The sequence below is a fragment of the Vreelandella arcis genome, assembly GCF_900103865.1.
In the GTDB taxonomy this organism is placed as follows: Bacteria; Pseudomonadota; Gammaproteobacteria; order Pseudomonadales; family Halomonadaceae; genus Vreelandella; species Vreelandella arcis.
The window spans coordinates 30450-48463 of the sequence record NZ_FNII01000003.1; the positions used below are offsets into that span (position 1 = coordinate 30450).

An 18014-nucleotide genomic window follows, 5' to 3' on the forward strand; every position below is an offset into this window, starting at 1 on the left:
GGTCACGTTCCCTCCGGTGACGCCTCACCCATCACCGTTGAGTTGCACGACCCGGCGCAAGGCACTGGGTTCAGCGGTGCCCTGCAGGCCGTAAGCGACGAAGGGGATATTCTGCTCAACAGCACCGGGTCGCTGACGCTAGACCAGGTCAAGGCCAGCAGCGGGGATGTTGACATCACGGTTAGTGGATCCCTGCAGGGGCAAAATGGCAACACCACCCACATTAGCGGTCAGGCGATTACCCTCAGCGCCACCCGTGATATCGGCAGCGAGAATCTGCGCCTGCGCCTGGATACCAGCGCTCGTGACGTCGATGCCACCGAGCTGCAGCGCGCCAACGACGTGCTGGTTATCGATAACGGCGAAGGTGGCGGCGATATCTTTATCGAAGAGGTCGATGGTGACTTGCGCGTCGACAGCATCAAGACCGCTACGGATGTCACGATACACGTGAATACGGGCGATCTGCTGGATGTTAACGCCACCGCCGAGCGGGACGAACGAACCTACGACGAACTCAGGAATGGCGTCTGGTCGGCGCTGTCGCTGACCACTGACAATCGTGAGAATGAAGCCATTGATCGTCTTGAGAACCGTCGTAGCGGTGAGTATCACGGCTACTGGCAGGAGCGTCTGGGTCTTTCCGATGATCATCTTGGGGACATAGAACACGGCAAGCAGTACCAACTCCGCGAAGTGGGAGAGTACTCGGTTCTCGTCGAAGTCGATCAGGACGGTGAGATCGTTCGGGCAGTCGATCTGACCCCCGAAGGTGATCAGGGCGCCGAGCATCGTCTGTATACCGATACAGCAAATTACGAGGGATTGGAACGCGATGACTTGAAGAAGGCAAGTGCCCTGGATCTGGATGGGGTTGACGCAGCATTGGCGGATGTCCTTCGCCCACTTATCGACAGTGATGGCTACGTGATCAAGCGTTCGGCGCTATCACTGTCTAACAATGACGAGGTGACGTACCGTCGCTGGGTCGACTACGACGCGGATGTCGAACTCCGTTTCGATGACGAGAAGCGCCAGGCATTGCTTAATCAAGGGGCTAGCAATGATGAAATAGACGCGATTGAAACGACCCGGACTGAACGCTTCCATGAGCTGCACAGTAGTTATGCTGATGAGACAGATGTTTATCTCTCTGATCATAATGTTAGCGTTAGTCAGGCCGAGAAGGACGCATTGAAGGCCGACATCAAGGTTTGGACTGAGGAACAGTTGCTGAGCCTGGTGGGCGAGGGACTGCTCAAGGAGACCACCGATACCCAGGTGGAGATCGAGGAGCCCAATATCGACGTTGGTGGGGCGATCAACATCGTCACCCATGCGGGCAGCGTTGGCTCCGTGGATGGTTACGAAGTGATTGCCATGGATGGCGGCGAGAAAGCCTTCCAGGGCCTCAACAACGAACAGCGGGCGAAGCTTTCTGCTGCGGAACGCAACGACATCACCTATATCCAAGGTGGGCTGGTCGAGGCCGATGTGGATTTCCAGGTCGCAAGCCAGTCTGACGGCAGTAAGCACCTGACGGCCATCTTCAGCGATGAAAGTGATTTGACTGACAGTGGCTTCGCCGAGGGCGATACGCTGTATCTCAACGGCGCAGAAACGCTCAACTACACCGAGAATGGTCGTTACCTGACCGTTAAGTCGATTGACGGCAATAAACTGGTGATGTCCACCGAGGCCGATGTGCAGGCCGAAACGCAGCAGTCTATTCAGATCGGCAAGGTGCTGCAGGATCCCATGGGCGCTAGCGACGATGTCGAGCTCACGCATATCGTTATCGATCAGCGCGATGATGTGAATGTGGCCCAGCGTGATGTGTCGTCCGGCATTAGCGTGGACGCCGACCGGGCCCTGTACCTGGGCTCGGAAGGAGACCTGGTATTGAGCCATATCCGTGCTGGTGATGACCTGCGCATCAAAGTGGGCGGCAGCATCGTCGCCGATGGGGCGGTCATCGAGGCATCGGACGCCATTCTCGAGGCAGCCACGGGCGGCATCGGCATGCAGGACAACCCGATCGAGCTGCGCCTGGGTGACGATGGCGACGGCCTGGTGACGGCCCGTGCCTTTGACAGCATCTATCTGAATACCGCCGACGGGCGTGATATCACGGTGGCGTCCCTGTATTCGGAAGCCGGTGACGTGGTGCTCGATTCCGCTGGCGATATCCTCGATGGTCTCTCCCACGATCTGCTCAAGGTGCTGGCCGACTCCATCTCGCTGACGGCGGCGGGTGGCATCGGTGACCTGGCTGCAGGCGATGCCCTTGAGGTTGAAGCCCGCGACCAGCTAGACGCTACCGCCAACGGCGATATCAGCCTCGACTCGCCGGACACGGATCTCAAGGTAGGGCACGTCCAGGCGGACGGTGACGTTCGCCTGGCGGCGCTGTCATCGATTCTCAGCACCAACGGCGATGCCACTTCATTGGCGCCCAACGTGTCGGCTTCCGACCTGTTACTGGTCACCACCGTGGGCGGTGTGGGTAGCATTGAGCAGGACTTGATCACCGATACCCGTGGCCGCCTGGACATCGACAGCAATGACTCGCTGTATCTTACCGAGAAGAGCGACTCGCTGGGCTTGGGCACCGTCTCGGCGGGCGGGGGCACCGCTAGCGGCAACAACCTGGCCTTTATCACGGCGCTGGGCGCGATTCGTAATGCGCTTGACGCCGACGAGGACTTCAACCTGCTGTCGGCAAACGTCCACCTTATTGCCAAAAACAACATTGGCGAGCGCAACGACGTGATTACCGCGAAGATCGGCGCGTTGGAGGGTCGTTCCACCGCAGGCAGTGTGTTCCTCGATAACACCGGTGAGATGCACGTTATGGGCAGCGGCCTGAAGGCCGCTGGGGATATCGAGTTGACCACCCATAGCCCGTTGATCGTCGATAGCGATATCACGTCCGACTCCAGCGTCACACTGCGGGCCCGGGAAAATACCCACGACAGCCAAGACAATGGCGACACCGTGACCTTCACTGACGGCGTAACGGTGAAAGCGGCCGACGACGTGGCGATTCTGGCCGCCGATGGCGTGATCATTAACGGTCACGATGTAACCATTGAGGCCGGTCGCGACATTCTCATGGAGGTCGAACTTGCCTCCTCGGTGGGCGACGAGTCGAACCTTGATGATGTTATTGCCAACACTATCCTGCGCGGCACGCTGACGGCGGGTAACGCGTTCGATATCACGCTGAGTGACAAGCGCCACGACGTCGAGGTGCAAGACGGCACGCACATCAGCGCTGAAAAAATCCGCCTTCACGCCGGTGATGGCGACAACGTGCTGACCCTCGGTGGCCGTTTCGACGCCGATGATATCGGACTGGAGGCCGGGCAAGGTGACGACACCCTGGTCGTTAATGGAACGCTGTCGGACACCCACTCCATCACGGGTGAGCTGGGGGCAGGCAACGACGAGGTCGATATCACCGGCTCGCTCGACGCGGATAGCATCGACATCCGCCTTGACAGCGGCAACGATGATGTCGACATCACCGGCTCGCTCAACGCGGCTAGCATCAATATTGCTCTGGGCAGCGGCAATGATTCACTCGCGGTGACCGGTACGCTTGATGCTGGCATGACCGTGGTCGAGGGCAATAGCGGGGACGATGATCTGGTCTTCCGGCCCGCCGGCGACAATAAACTGCTTGGCGAGATGCTCGTTAAAGGCAATGCCGGCGAGGACTATATCGAGGTCGTCGAGCTCAATGACCGCGACGCGCGCTTGACGATCGATGGCGGGGCTGATACCGACAGAGTCCGTATTATTACCCGCGATCAAGCCGGCACTGGCGATAACGGTAACTACCGCATCACGGTGAGTGACAGCGGTGCCGTCAATAACGGCGTCGACGATCTGACCATTGAAGGGCGCGGCTACAACGGAGAAAAAGATGGTGGTCTCGGCGATTTGTTCCTGATTCGCCAGAACTTCATCGCGCGTATGGCCGGTAACGCTGAAGACGGTGTGGAAGGCGACGCTGTCGAGCGAATTGATTACGACGACAGCCTCAACGGCCGTGTGCGCATCAATGGCCATGCTGGTGACGACGCCTTTATCGTCGACGATACCTCGACCTTGATGACCCTTGACGGCGGCGACGGCAACGATCGCTTCCAAGTCGGGCAGGTCTTTGCCGAAGACCCCAGTGATCCCGATGAGCTCGTCGATGGTGTGTATCAAAACTCCGGGGTACGTGAGGGCGATGAAATCGCGACCACGCTAACCACCCAGGGCTTCCTCAGCACCGGTAACCGCGAATCGATGGTGATTTACGGCGGTGACGGCGAGGATGAGTTCACGGTATACAGCAACAAGGGTCTGCTGCGCATGGAAGGCGAAGCCGGCAACGATAACTTCGTGGTGCGCGCCTTCCTTATCGAGGACGACATCCAAGTTCGTGGTGGTGGTGATGACGACCATATCGAGTACAACATCAACGCCCCGGTGGATATCGATGGCGGTAGCGGTTACAACACCCTGACCGTGCTGGGCACCGAAGCAGCCGACAACTTTGTGGTGACCGAGAAAGGCGTTTTCGGCGCGGGCCTTAATATCGGCTTCGATAGTATCCAGGAGGTCAATGTCGATGCGCTGGAAGGTGACGACACTTTCTATGTGCTGTCGACGGCCTTCGATGTCACCACGAGACTGGTCGGTGGTCTGGGTAGCGACAGCTTCCGCCTGGGTGGCGATGTCACCGGGCGGGTCGTGTCGGCTGACGCCGAAGGGCGTAGCAGCCTGATCAGCCATGGTGTCGTGAGTGGCGACGAAGCCTACAACAATCTGCTGGCAGACGGTACGTCGGTAACGGTAACGGACGGCTCCAGAGGGGCGGTATCGATCGATCAGAGCGGCGGGACGGCTATCCTGGAAGGCGGTGAGATCGGCCAGTACCTGATCGATCTGGCGCTTAGCGATGATATGGATATTACTGACGGCGCCATGATCAGTTTGACCGTTTCAGCGGCGCTGTCGTCGAGCCAGGATCGTACCCGGGCAGCGCGTGACGGCAATAACCCGGAAACGGTCAATATCGCTACCAACGAAGATGGCGACTATCGTCGCGCCCAGACGCTTGACTTCGTCTTCGACAAGGACACTGGCTGGACGGCCGCGCAGGCGATTTATGTGCAGGCCCCCGAAGATGGTGTGGTCGAGGGCACCCGCGACATCACCATCAGCCACATGGCCAATGTCGTCATGCCGGGCGGTCAAGACATTCCTGACGCGCTGGCTGATGTCGAAACACAGCCCATCGCCAACGCCATGATTACCGTCTACGACAGTGATCAGGGGGATCTCTTCATCGATTACGCAGGCGATAACCTCACTGTGATCGAAGGCGACGACGCGACCCAGCAGGTCGACAGCTTCGAGTTCTCGTTGACCACGCCGCCGGAAGAGGGCGAAACGGTGACGGTGACGCTTGATTTCGATGATGAGCAACTTGATGTCAACCAAAATACGCTGACCTTCAATGCGGACAACTGGGACGAGCAACAGAGCGTCGTGGTGAGCGCCAAAAACGACAGCGCCGTCGAAAACCGGCTGGATACCCGCATCGAGTTTACGATCAGCTCGGATCAGAGCGATTCAGTGTATGCCGACAGCCAGCCGGGTAATGTCCGCGTCAGCGTCTATGACAACGACAGTGCCGGCGTGGTGGTGCAGGAGACCGGCGATGACACCCGGGTGGGGGTCGACGGTAGCACCGACACTTACACGCTGCGCCTGACCCAGGCACCTGGCGATGATGTCACGGTCGATCTCAACAGCGATGGTTTCAGTGACTTCGATCTGAATGACGATCGTATTGATCTGCGCACAGTGGCCGAAGGCAGTTGGAACGTTAGCGTGCTTGATCCCGAAGACGCAGGTGCGCGTTTGGTGCTGGAAGGCGATGACAACTGGCGTGATCTGGGCGTACGGGTCGGCATGCAGCTGTCGCTGCAAGGCATCGACGGTCAGCTCAAGGTCAACCACCTCTCCGATGAGGGCAACGAACTTCACCTGACCGCCGATCACAAGGATCTCGGCACTGATCCACTGACGTTGACGAAGGTCGCCGTGCCATCCGTTACCTTTACGGCAGACAATTGGGACGACGAGGTCAGCATTGAGGTGGCTTTCGACCCCCATTATGTGCCCGCCGAGGGGAGCGAAAACGACAAGTCCTTTAAGGCACAAGGGCATGTGCTGGATCGCCTCCAGGGGCCACTGATTATCGAAGGCGGTGTCAGCGATACCGACCGTTCGCTGGAAGATGCCATTATGCTGCCCAATGAAGACACGGGTGAGCTCAGTGAGGATCCGTCCCGTGCGAACGCCGGTGATGTCGCGATGACCGATACCGACGAACTTATCCTCGCCGCTGATGCGAGTGTCGCTGATCTGCAAGGCAAGCTGACGGCCGAGCGCATCACCGGGCTGGGAATGGGCGAAGGTATTCTGGAACAGAGTGACGGCTATAACGACACGGTCAAAACACCGCGCGGTATTGAGTATCACGGCTTCGAGGTCGTCGAGCTGCGTTTGGGAAGCGGTAACGACCAGGTAGAGGTTGATGCCGATCCCATCAAGTTCAATGGCGAGATCAAGGTGATAAGCAGCGAGAATGGCGAGAGCACCCTCCTCGAGCGTCAGGATGGTGGTGACTGGTACGAGGATGGCTTCCGCCGTGGCGATGCCATCCGCATCAACGGTGAACGCCATGTCATCCAAGGCTTTACTCAGGATGATAAGGGCCTGCGGTTAGCGATGACGCCCAGCGAATCGGGGCTGAGCGACGGCACCTTTAGCATTCTTCGCGAGATGCCGCTGACCGTTATCCACGGGGGTGGCAACCGCTTCGTGGATGGCGAACGCGGCGGCGATACCATCACCGTAAAAGGCGGTTACCAAGCGCAAATGCCATTGGTCATCTTCGGTGACACGGCACGCAACGGCGGGCCCTATAAGGCCGTTGGCAACGGCCTGACCGACGACGCGCAGCGTTTCAATGTCTATGGCAACAATACCTTGGATACCTCAGACGCCACCGGCGGGGTGGTACTGGTGGGCGGTCAGGGTAACGATACGCTGATCGGCGGCACCGGTAACGACCAGCTGTTCGGCGGTGGTGGTGATGACATTCTCGATGCCAGTGCCGGCGGCAACAATCACCTTTACGGTGACGGCAGCCTGGATATCGCTATGGATATCCGCATCGACCAGGTCGCCGAGCGCCAAACGGTTGATCAAGTGCTCAGCCTGTATAACGCCACCGAGGATGTCGATGTGCCTACCGGTGATCGTCTGGTCACCGGCGATGATCGCCTGATCGGCGGCAGCGGGAATGACATTCTGCTTGGCGATCATGGCGAGATCGAACTGGAAGGTGGTGATGGCGTCGACGGCCTGCGGCTGATGAACAGCCAGCGAGTCATCGCGGTGCGCTCCACCGATCCCGACTCCCTCGGCGACAACCATCTCTCGGTGGCCGATGGTCACAACATCCTGATTGGCGGCTCGGCTGCGGATACGCTCGAAGGTGGCCTGGGCAATGATGTGCTGATCGGCGATCAGGGCGATGTTCACTTCGCCAGCGCCAACGCCTTTGCTGACCTGGATCGCATTACCGTGCGTGACGAAGGCCACGATGGCAGCGACACGCTGGCTGGCGGCCAGGGCGACGACGTGCTGCTGGGCGGTGGCGGCGGTGATCTGCTACATGGTGGAACGCTGAGCGCCAGCGCGCAGAGCGGTAACGATACGTTGGTCGGCGACTATGCGGCATTGCATTACACCGATGGCGTACTCCGTAGGCTCGATTCGCTAACCATCGCGTCTGGCGCCGGTGATGCGCTTAATGGCGGTGATGGCCGCAACCGTTTGGTAGGCGGTGAAGGCGACGACCAGCTCAGCACTGGGCCAGGCGCTATCAGCTCGACGCTGTTGGGCGATCACGCTGAACTGCGCTGGAATGCCGATGGCGTCTTGATTCAAGCCAACAGCATCGCACCACAGAACGGCGGTAACGACAGCGCTACGGTCAATGCTGGCGACGTGATCTGGATCGGCGGTGCTGGCAATGACGACCTGACGATTGAGGATGCCGCGCAGTCCAGCACCCATGAACTGTTCGGCGATAACGTTCAGTTGAATTGGACCGACGAGGGTGTACTGACCCGCGCGGCCAGCATTGCCACCGATATTGGCGGTGACGACAGCGTCACGGTCAATGCCGGTAGCGTGACCTGGATCGGCGGTGTCGGTGATGACGACCTGACGATTGAGGATGCGGCAGAGACCAGCTCCCACGCCTTATTCGGCGACAACGTCGAGCTGGAATGGACTGAGCAAGGTGTTCTGATACTTGCGGCCAGCACCGCTAACGATATCGGCGGTGATGACAATGTCACGGTCAATGCGGGGCTGATCCGGGCGGTGCTCGGTGGCGGTGCAGACACCCTGCAAGGCGGTGATCAGGGCAGTGTGATTCTAGGCGATGTGGGTCGTCTTGAATGGCGTTCCGACGGCACGCAACAGCGCATACTCTCTGAGCAATCTGGAGCCGGCGGAGCAGATCGCATCACCGTTGGTAACGGTAATAACCGTATCATCGCTGGCGAGGGTGACGACCGGATTATCAGCGGCAATGGCCGAGATCTATTGGCTGGTGATCATGCCGAGATGGTGTTCGATGGACAAAGTCGAATCGTAAGCCTCGTATCCCATACGTTTGCCACCGGGGGCAATGACACTATCAATAGTGGCAGTGGCGACGACTGGGTAATCGGCGGATATGGCAGTGATGCCATCACTCTGTCCGGCGGCGACAATACCGTGTTGGGCGACAACGGCCGAATCAAGGCTGCCGCTGGGGTTCGTTCTCTGGTCGAAAGCCGCGATACCTCGTCATCCACCGGTGCTGGTGATGTCATCGTCACCGGTTCAGGCAATGATCAGGTGATTGCCGGCATGGGCGGAGATATAACCCGTAACGCTGGCGGTGAGTCCATCGCCATCGGCGATGACGGGCGTATCTTAAGCAATGCGGCAGGCCGCTATGTGGTGGCCGAGACCGGTGATCCATCGCTGGGTGGTTCGGATCAGCTGTTTGGTGGGCGTGATCGCGATATCCTATTCGGCGGCGCCGCGGGTGATCAGCTCTATGGGGGAGCCGGCGAGGACATCCTGTTGGGTGATTTCGGCCGGGTGACCCGTGAACCAGCACTACTCACGGTAGAAGCGACCAACATCGGTCAAGGCGGCAACGATGAGATCTACACCGGCCCGGACGGCGATATTGCCATCGGCGGGGCCGGCGGTGATGGCTTCTCGGCTTCGTTTGCAGAGGATTCGGTGGTCGGCGACTACGGCCGCTTCCGCATTGCGCTTTCTGGCTCGAGCGAAAGTGAGCAGGTCATCTCGCTAGTCACGCTGGCGCAGGGCCGTCTCGACCTGTTGCGCCACGCCCAGCAGAGCCTATACAGCCGATCCGATGTCAGTGCGAGCGAGCCGGGTGATAGCGGCGATGACAGCCGTGCCTGGCTGCTGCTTGAGGATGGAGAAACCGTCGACATGAGCTTCCGTGGCGGCGACGGCGGTAATGCGACGACCGGCAATGCCGCCATCGAACGCATGGAGCGCTTGATCAGCGAGTGGCAGCAACGTGAAGGAAGCTCCTTGCGGGGCAGCATCGCTTCGCAGGTGGCCGCCAATGTCTCAAGTGGAGGCGAGGCTGAAAGAATGCTTCAGCAAAATCCACCGGCGACCGGTGATGTCGAATCGCAACCGGTAGAGACCGCTCCGGCGGCCAATGGCGAAGAAGCGGTAGAGGATGAGGGAGCTAGCGATGAGTCCATTGAAGCCGCTGAGGCTCAGGTGGAACTCATCGAGCAGAGTGGGCTGGAAGTTCCCGACGAGCTTCTGGCCGCGCTGACCGCTACCACGGGTTGGGCTGTCGCCAAGGCCGGTACGTCGGGTCAGTCGTACAATGCTTCGCGACTCAATGCACTGCGCCGTGAATGTGCGGCCCGCGACTGGCAACGTCTGAGTGAGGGAGAAGATGACAAGGAGACACAATGACGTCTTCGTCCAGAAGCGTTGATTCCTCGGCCGATACCGCCGCTTCTGATAGCGTCGATATCCAGGTCTGGCTGGCACGCCATGGCGAACGGCTGATGTCTTCACACGCCAATGTGCAGATCGCCGAGGGGATCGTGCTTTGGCACCATTCGCCAAGCTGGCTGCCGGTGGCGCTATGGCCGGCGAATGCCGATGGGGTCGTGCTGCTGGATATCGCCGATCAGGTGCGAGAAGCCGGTCGAGGCCTTGTTAGCGCGCTGGATGCTGGCGGGATGTCGCTCGGCTATCCAGTGCGCGATCTCTCTCAGCGTCCGGAAGATGCTCTCGTCGGGGCGGTAGCGCTGCGTGTCGTGCGAAAAGGGGCTGTGGATGAGGCACCGAATCAGGCAGATTTGGTGCCATTGATGCAGCAATTAGAAGATGCCGTTGCCGGGCTGGAGCGGGATATTCTCGCCCGACACTATGCATCGACGCTTTCTCAGCAATCACGTCTTGGTGAACATCTCACCCTGCTGGCCTCGGTACTTGAGCAACCCAGCTTTAATGCCGCCGCCATGCAATTGACCACGCGACTGTCAGCGACGCTGCATGCAGAGCGGGTGAGCCTGGGCTGGCGGCGGGGCAGCCGCACGCGTATGCGCCAGATTTCACACAGTGCTCGCTTCAATCGCAAAATGAACCGCATCCGTGCGACGGAGTCGGCCATGGACGAAGCCCTTGATCAGCGCCGGGCGGTTGTCTGGCCAGTCGACCATGACGGTGATGATGCCTCGATACCGGCGTCTTCGTCGGCCCCGGTCAACCGCGCCCATGGTTCGCTCTGCCAAATCACCGACGTACCCTGCGCGCTGACATTACCCTGCCTGGATGGCGGTAAGCCGCTCGGGGCGTTAACCATTGAGCGTGAACATCCTTTCGATGACGAGGAGATCGGCGCGCTGCAGAGCTTGATGGCGCTGTGTACACGGGCCTTGGAAGAAAAACGGCGTAACGACCGCGCTCTACTGGTCAAAATGGTGGCGTCGATGGGGGAGCAGTGTGCTCGGCTGCTGGGAGCGGGGCATCTTGGTTACAAGCTCGCGGCGATTGTGCTGGTCGGGGTAGCATCATTTGCTTATTTTGCGACGGGCACCGAGCATGAAGCCGCTGATGCCGAACTCAAGAGCGCCGTACAACGGGTGATTGCCACGCCTTTTCAGGGGTATATCGATGACGCCCGCGCGCGCGCCGGTGACCGCGTTGAGCAAGACCAGATCCTGGCGACCATGGATACCCGCGACCTTCGCCTCCAGCAATTGCAGTCCCAGAGCGAGCTGGCCAAGCTCGCCAGCGAAGCCCAACGATTACGTGCCGAGGGTGAAAATGCCTCACTTAATGTGGTTGATGCTCAGCGCGAACAAGCCCAGGCGGAACTGGAACTCATCCAGTCTAGGTTGTCCCGGGCCAACCTGCGTGCCCCCTATGATGGTGTCGTTGTCAGTGGTGACCTGACCCAACGTTTGGGGAGTGCCGTGGATCAAGGCGAGGAGCTTTTTCGGGTGGCCCCGGAGGGTAATTACCGGTTGGAGCTGGCCGTCGACGAAGCGCGGATTGACGACATCAGGGAAGGGCAGCAAGGTGAATTGGTGCTGTCGGCGATGACCGATACACCGTTGAACTTTGAGATTACCCGGATTACACCCGAAACCCGCGTTATCGAAGGCAGTAATCGGTTTGTCGTTGAGGCCGAGCTAGCGGAATCACCCATTGAGCTGCGGCCGGGCATGGAAGGCGTTGCTCGTATTGAAATGGATGAAGCGCGGCTGGTCACTATCTGGACGCGTGAACTGGTCGATTGGCTGCGTCTCACTCTCTGGAAGTGGTGGGGATAACGCCATGGCCGGAGCACTATACAGCCAGGACTGGCACCGGGTAACCGATCTTAAGCTGCGGTTGCGGCGGCATGCGAGCGTGCACCGTCACGAGTATCGGGGGCAGCCCTGGTACGTGCTCCACGACACCCTCACCGGCCAAGTCCATCGCTTTACCCCCGAAGCCTACCAGGTCATCGGACGGCTGGATGGCAGACAAACCCTGGGTAATATTTGGGAGCAGGTCAGCCGCTCTTTGGGTGACGCTATGCCCACCCAGCAGGAACTGATAGGGCTCATTGGTCAGTTGCATAACGCCAACGTGTTAGCCGGGCAGGGTGATATCGACATCGACGAGCTATCGCGCCGTCAGCAGAAGTTTCAGCGCAGCAAATGGCAGCAAATGCTTCGTTCTCCGTTGGGCATCCGCATTCCGCTGCTCGATCCGGAACGTTTTATCAATGCGACCTATCCACTGGTCAAGCCATTGATCAGCCCGTTCGGGGCAGTGCTCTGGCTGACGGCGATCACCTTGGCGCTGGTAATCGCCGGTATTCACTGGGAGGCACTTACCCATAATCTTGCCGACCGTGTATTGGGCATCAATAACCTATTGCTGATGGCCTTGGTCTATCCGCTCATCAAGTCCCTTCACGAGCTTGGCCACGCCTGGACCACGAAGGACGCCGGCGGAGAGGTGCACGAGGTTGGCGTTATGCTGCTGGTATTTTTCCCCGTGCCCTATGTGGATGCCAGTGCGGCGGCAGCCTGCCCGGACAAGGGCCAGCGAATGCTGGTCGGGGCCGCCGGTATACTGGTGGAACTGTTTCTGGCCGCGCTGGCGATGTTGGTGTGGGCCATGGCGGAACCGGGCGTATTGCGTTCGCTGATGTTCAACGTCATGTTGATTGCCGGGATCTCGACACTGCTGTTCAACGGCAATCCACTGTTGCGTTTCGACGCCTACTACGTGTTGGCTGATTGGTTGGAGATCCCCAACCTCGGTCAGCGTGCCAATCAGCAGCTCGGTTATGCCATCAAGCGCTATTTTCTTGGGCGACGTGATGTCACTGGCCAGGCTGACTCCCTTCGTGAAGCATTATGGCTGGTTTGCTACTCGGTGACCTCGTTTTGTTACCGGTTGGTCATCATGGTGGCGATCACTATGTTCGTCGCCACCAAGTACTTCTTCATTGGCGTTCTGCTTGCCCTTTGGTCGGTATTCATGACGCTGATCCTGCCTACTCTCAAACTACTGAAGACCATGACCGTCGAATCCCGTTTAGAAGGCTCACGCGGGCGAGCTTGGGCTTGGCTGCTGAGCGTCATCACCATCGGTGGGCTGCTGCTGTTTGCAGTCCCTGTGCCGTATGCCACCGGCGTCCAGGGGGTCGTGGACAGCGGTGAGCCGACCCATGTTCGTCTTGGTGCGACCGGTCGGCTCGCCGAGATTCTCGTCGAGGATGGTGAGCATGTCTCGCGTGGTGATGTCTTGATGCGACTTGAATCGCCGGCGCTCGCCTCCCAAGTTCGCGGACTTGAAGCCCAGCGGCATGAAGCGGCGCTACGTCTTCAGGCCAGCGTGCGTGAAGCACAAAATATTGCCCTGGAACGCGAGAACTTGGCATTGGTGGAGCAACGCTTGGCAGATGCTAGGTTGAGGGCGGCGGCCACGCTGGTAACCAGCCCGCGCGAGGGTCGTCTGATCATGCCAGAAGGCCGACCGCCAGTGGGTGCCTTCATGCAGCGGGGCACGCCGGTCGCGGTAGTTGTGCGCGATAGCGATCTGCGTGTTCGCGCCATGTTGCCGGCGCATCGACGCGAAGATGTCAGCAGCGACGCCGTTAACGTTAGCCTACGACTGCCTGGACAGGACACGAAGGTTGAGTCGTCGCTTGAGTGGATATCGCCACGTACTACCCACCAAGTGCCGAGTGAGATCCTGACCCAGCAAGGAGGTGGGGATATTGCGCTCGATCCGGAGGCTGAAGAGCCGTTGGTGGCTTTTCGTCGCCATTATCTGGCCGACTTTGATGCCCAGCGCTTGATCGATAGTGACTTGCCGCTCTTTTTGGAGAGTCGTGTTTACGTGCGCATAGCGCATTCGCCAGAACCGATTGGCTATCGCTGGTGGCGTGATATTCGCCGTAATTTCCTCTCCCTGTTCAATAGGTGAACCATGGCGGTGTCATCGATCCCTCGTAGTCCCGTGGATACACTCGATCGCCCCGAACGCCACGTCGAGCCCCCCACTGCATTGGACAAGCTGTGGCGTGCGGTGCGAGCGCCATTACGCCTGCCGGGATTCTGTCAGCGGTGGTCGCTCCAAGCTGCACTGCCATCAATTCATCGCCATGCTGAAATTCTCGCCGGTCTTGAGGACGCCGCCCTTAATGCTCATATTCTCTCGCTGCGACAGCGGCTGTTGGCCAGCGGGCTGACCAAGCGTCTTAGCCGTGAGACGTTTGCCACGGTTCGCGAAGTTGCCTGGCGGGAACTGGGGATGGCGCACCACGACGTGCAACTGATGGGTGGGCTGGCGCTGCTGGAAGGACTCATCGCCGAAATGCCTACCGGCGAAGGCAAAACGTTGACCGCTACGCTGCCGGCCGCCACGGCAGCACTCGCGGGGGTGCCGGTTCACGTCATCACCGTCAATGATTACCTGGCAAGCCGCGACGCTGAGCGCATGCACCCCATCTACCATCGATTGGGACTGAGCGTAGGCGCTATTGTGCATGACATGACGCCGCCGCAGCGCCGGTCCGCCTACGCTGCCGACATTACCTACTGTACCAACAAAGAATTGGTATTCGATTACCTGCGCGACGGTCGAGAACTTCATCAGGATCGCACGCCATTACTGGCCCACGCAGCAAGGCTCAAGGGATCGCTGGATGACCGCCGGCTATTGCTAAGAGGACTCCACTTCGCCATCGTCGATGAAGCCGACAGTGTCATGCTCGACGAAGCCCGCACGCCGCTAATCCTCTCTGGCCGAGACGCCACCGACCCGGTGGATATCGCTTTGATTGACGAGGTGTTGGAACTGGCAGGGACGTTTCAGGAAGATGAGCACTTCGTGCGTGAGAAAAGCCAGCTCCACCTGACTGAAGCGGGTAAGAGCGCGCTCGCCGAGCAGGCCGAACAGCGTTTGGAAGCGCATGGCCAACGTAGTGGTTGGTTAGGGCGGGCTCGACGTGAATGGTTGCTCCAGCAAGCCCTAGTGGCCCGTCACCAATTCCAACGCGATCGCCACTATCTGGTGCGCGACGGCCAGGTGCAAATCATTGATGAGCATAGCGGCCGCGTTCTGGCCGACCGCCGTTGGGAGCGCGGGCTGCAACAGATGATTGAACGCCTTGAAGGGTGCGAGCCGAGCGACCCTAATCGCACCCTGGCAAGGCTCACCTATCAACGTTTTTTTCGGCGTTATCAGCATCTGGCGGGGATGACCGGCACCGCCCACGAAGTGCGTAGCGAACTGTGGCGAACCTACCGCCTGCGTGTGGTGAGCATCCCACCCCACCGGCCATCGCAGCGTCGCGACCTGGGCGTCACCACGTTCAAGGACGCCGACCAGCGTTGGGAATGGGTCGCTCAGCGGGCGCAAGAACTCACCACTCGGGGGCGGTCGGTACTGGTCGCCACCGTCAGCTTGGCCGATTCCGAGGCACTTTCGTCAGCGCTTACCCAGTGTGGCCTCGAGCATGCCGTGCTCAACGCCCGACAGGACGCCGAAGAGGCCGATATTATCGCGGCGGCTGGCCGTAGTGGTGCCATCACCGTCGCTACCAGTATGGCAGGCCGTGGTACCGACATTGCGCTAGAACCTGCTGCCCGTGATGCAGGTGGCTTACACGTTATTATTGCTGGGCTGCACGATGCTTCCCGCGTCGACCGTCAGATTGCCGGTCGTTGTGCCCGCCAGGGTGACCCTGGCAGCGTGGAATGGGTCATTTGTGATCAGAACTCACTACTTGATGAGCTTCAGGGTTGGCAACGTCATTTAGGCCACTTGCATAAACGTCTGAAACACGCCCAGCATGAACGCGAAAAACGACATGCTCGCGAACGTGCTCGACTTCTTGACGCCGACTGGAACGAAGCTGATCGGCTAGGTTTCAGCGGGCGAGGCGAATAGCACACATAATAATGACTGTGTCATGGGTCAATTCACCACTATCAAAAGGGCATTAGCCATGTTTCATCGTGCAAACCACCTGCTTACTCTGGCGCTTATTGGCCTGCCCACTCTTGCAATGGCTCAGGAGGGCACTAATATCGACGCCACTAGTTGCCTTGTTGACCCTGGGCGCAGCGCGACTATGTCGAGTGAAGTTCCGGGTATGATTGATGAAATCCGCATCGACAGCGGTGATAAGGTGGCGGAAGGCGATACACTCTATACGCTCAAGCGCGACGTGGAAGAAGCCAATCTCGAACTCGAAAACACCCGCGCCCAATATGCGCTACGTACTCTGCAACGCAATCAACGGCTGATCGAAAAAGGCATACTCAGTGAAAGCGAACGGGATCAAATCAGAACTGAACTCTCGCTCGCCCGCCTGCAAGCCAATCAAGCCCGAGCCCAACTTAATGAAATGGTGGGAGAAGCCCCTTTCGATGGTGTGATCGCCAGCTTAGAAAGCGAGGAGGGCGAGTTTATTGACAACACCCCCATCCTCGAGCTGGTTCAACTTGACCCGCTACGCATCGACCTTGTTATGCCGCTGGAAGCCTTCAATCAGTATGCTATCGGAGACGCCCTCGATATTTATTTGGCGGCCCCCGTCGAAAAAACCGTTAGCGCTGAAATCGAACGCATCGATAGCGTTATCGATCCTTCCAGCGGAACCTTTGGCATTCGTTTGCGCCTCGATAATCCCAATAACGAATACCCGGCGGGTATCAACTGTCGCCTTGCCACCTAAGCGCACCACGATAGCCAGCGTTGATAATGATCGTGTCAAACCGCTGCTAAGTTATATGCGTTGCGGCTGCCAACTGACGGTCACGCCATAGGCAGGCGAACATCCACAGGAAAACCGGCACGTTCATCAATAGGCCGTAAAGCAGCGGTACCAGGCCGATACCCGGCTGTTGCAGAATGGTAAAAGCGACCATCATCGCCACGCCGGCATTTTGCACGCCGACTTCTACAGTGATGGCCCGAACGCTGGCATGAGGGAGGTGTAAGCGTTTCGCTAGCTGATGCCCCAACGCCATGCTCAACACGCACATCAGCAGCACTGCCAGCGTCTCGATGCTAAATAGTGAGGGCAGGCGCTGTGCATGGCTGACAAAAAGCGCTGCCACGAGGCCAATCATTGCTATGCCGGTCAGCACCTTGACCTTGGGCAATACCCATTCGAGTATCGCTGTACCAAGCAAAGGCCTCAGCAGCATGCCGGTGAGCACTGGTACTAGGGTGACAAGCAGAAGCTGGCCGACGGTATGCCAGTAAGGCAGTCTCAGTTCAGGGCTACTGATGCTTAAAAATTCCAGGTTCCAACCCATGATCAGCGGCAGGGTGAAAGGAGCCAGCACGGCGGCGATGGAGGTCAAGCTGACGGACAAAGCCAGATCGCCCTGCACCAAGTAACTGAACGTATTGGAGGTCGCTCCCCCGGGAACCAGCGAGACCAAAAGCAACCCCGCAGCGGCGAGCGGTGAAAGGGGGAGTAACACGACTAATCCCCAGGCCAGCAATGGCAGTGCTAAAATTTGTAGGCTAGCACCGAGCAAAATACGGCGAGGGTGGCGCCAAGTATGGGCAAAATCGCTGTTTGCTAAATTCAGACCCATGGCCATCATCACGCTGGCCAATACCCAGGGAAGTAGAACCTGCGACAACCAATCGGGAGACATTCGAATTCCTTTTAAAACGCCTTCAACAAGGGGTTAGCGTCGTTCAGGCGTGAGAGACCAAACAGTCAACGTTGTTAAACGCCTATAAGACGCAATTGATATAGCATCTGCTAAACGATAGGTAGTAACTTTAGTTAAAAACTCTAGGTAGAGTAAGCCACTTGCGTAAGTAGATATAACAAC

Annotated in this window: 6 protein-coding genes (1 of these 6 only partly in view); 5 read left to right on the forward strand and 1 reads right to left on the reverse strand. The window is 58.8% G+C overall.

What is annotated here, in order from left to right; translation table 11 throughout:
- The 5 genes in view from BLR97_RS03890 to BLR97_RS03910 are tightly spaced (at most 58 nt apart) and all read left to right on the forward strand, a layout consistent with a single transcriptional unit that may run on beyond the window.
- Positions 1 to 10110 carry the 3' portion of a calcium-binding protein gene (locus tag BLR97_RS03890; protein WP_170832974.1) on the forward strand. 16755 nt of this gene lie to the left of the window's left edge, so 10110 of the gene's 26865 nt are visible here — the last part of the coding sequence; its start codon lies off the left edge, out of view; it ends in the stop codon at positions 10108 to 10110.
- Entirely contained in the window at positions 10107 to 11981 is a 1875-nt protein-coding gene (locus tag BLR97_RS03895; protein ID WP_089702707.1) for a GAF domain-containing protein, read from the forward strand. Before BLR97_RS03890 ends, BLR97_RS03895 begins: the two co-directional genes overlap by 4 nt.
- 4 nt (positions 11982 to 11985) lie before the next feature.
- On the forward strand, positions 11986 to 14136 hold the full coding sequence (locus tag BLR97_RS03900) for an HlyD family efflux transporter periplasmic adaptor subunit (protein ID WP_089702709.1): 2151 nt from the start codon (positions 11986 to 11988) through the stop codon (positions 14134 to 14136).
- A gap of 3 nt (positions 14137 to 14139) precedes the next feature.
- Positions 14140 to 16104 carry a preprotein translocase subunit SecA gene (locus tag BLR97_RS03905; RefSeq protein WP_089702710.1) on the forward strand — a complete coding sequence of 655 codons (1965 nt, stop codon included), beginning with the start codon at positions 14140 to 14142 and terminating at the stop codon, positions 16102 to 16104.
- A gap of 58 nt (positions 16105 to 16162) precedes the next feature.
- Positions 16163 to 16894: an efflux RND transporter periplasmic adaptor subunit gene (locus BLR97_RS03910; protein ID WP_089703204.1), complete on the forward strand. Its 732-nt coding sequence runs from the start codon at positions 16163 to 16165 to the stop codon at positions 16892 to 16894.
- 46 nt (positions 16895 to 16940) lie between these two features.
- On the opposite strand, the gene BLR97_RS03915 is transcribed toward BLR97_RS03910, so the two are convergent.
- Positions 16941 to 17831 (reverse strand): bile acid:sodium symporter family protein, encoded by an 891-nt coding sequence (locus tag BLR97_RS03915; RefSeq protein ID WP_089702712.1) that lies wholly within the window; start codon positions 17829 to 17831, stop codon positions 16941 to 16943.
- Between the last annotated feature and the right edge of the window lie 183 nt (positions 17832 to 18014).

What these genes read in the sequence shown, in the direction of transcription:
- BLR97_RS03910 (WP_089703204.1), top strand. Translation starts at nt 16,163, where the DNA reads ATGTTTCATCGTGCAAACCACCTGCTTACTCTGGCGCTTATTGGCCTG.
- BLR97_RS03915 (WP_089702712.1), bottom strand. Translation starts at nt 17,831, where the DNA reads ATGTCTCCCGATTGGTTGTCGCAGGTTCTACTTCCCTGGGTATTGGCC.
- BLR97_RS03905 (WP_089702710.1), top strand. Translation starts at nt 14,140, where the DNA reads ATGGCGGTGTCATCGATCCCTCGTAGTCCCGTGGATACACTCGATCGC.
- BLR97_RS03895 (WP_089702707.1), top strand. Translation starts at nt 10,107, where the DNA reads ATGACGTCTTCGTCCAGAAGCGTTGATTCCTCGGCCGATACCGCCGCT.
- BLR97_RS03900 (WP_089702709.1), top strand. Translation starts at nt 11,986, where the DNA reads ATGGCCGGAGCACTATACAGCCAGGACTGGCACCGGGTAACCGATCTT.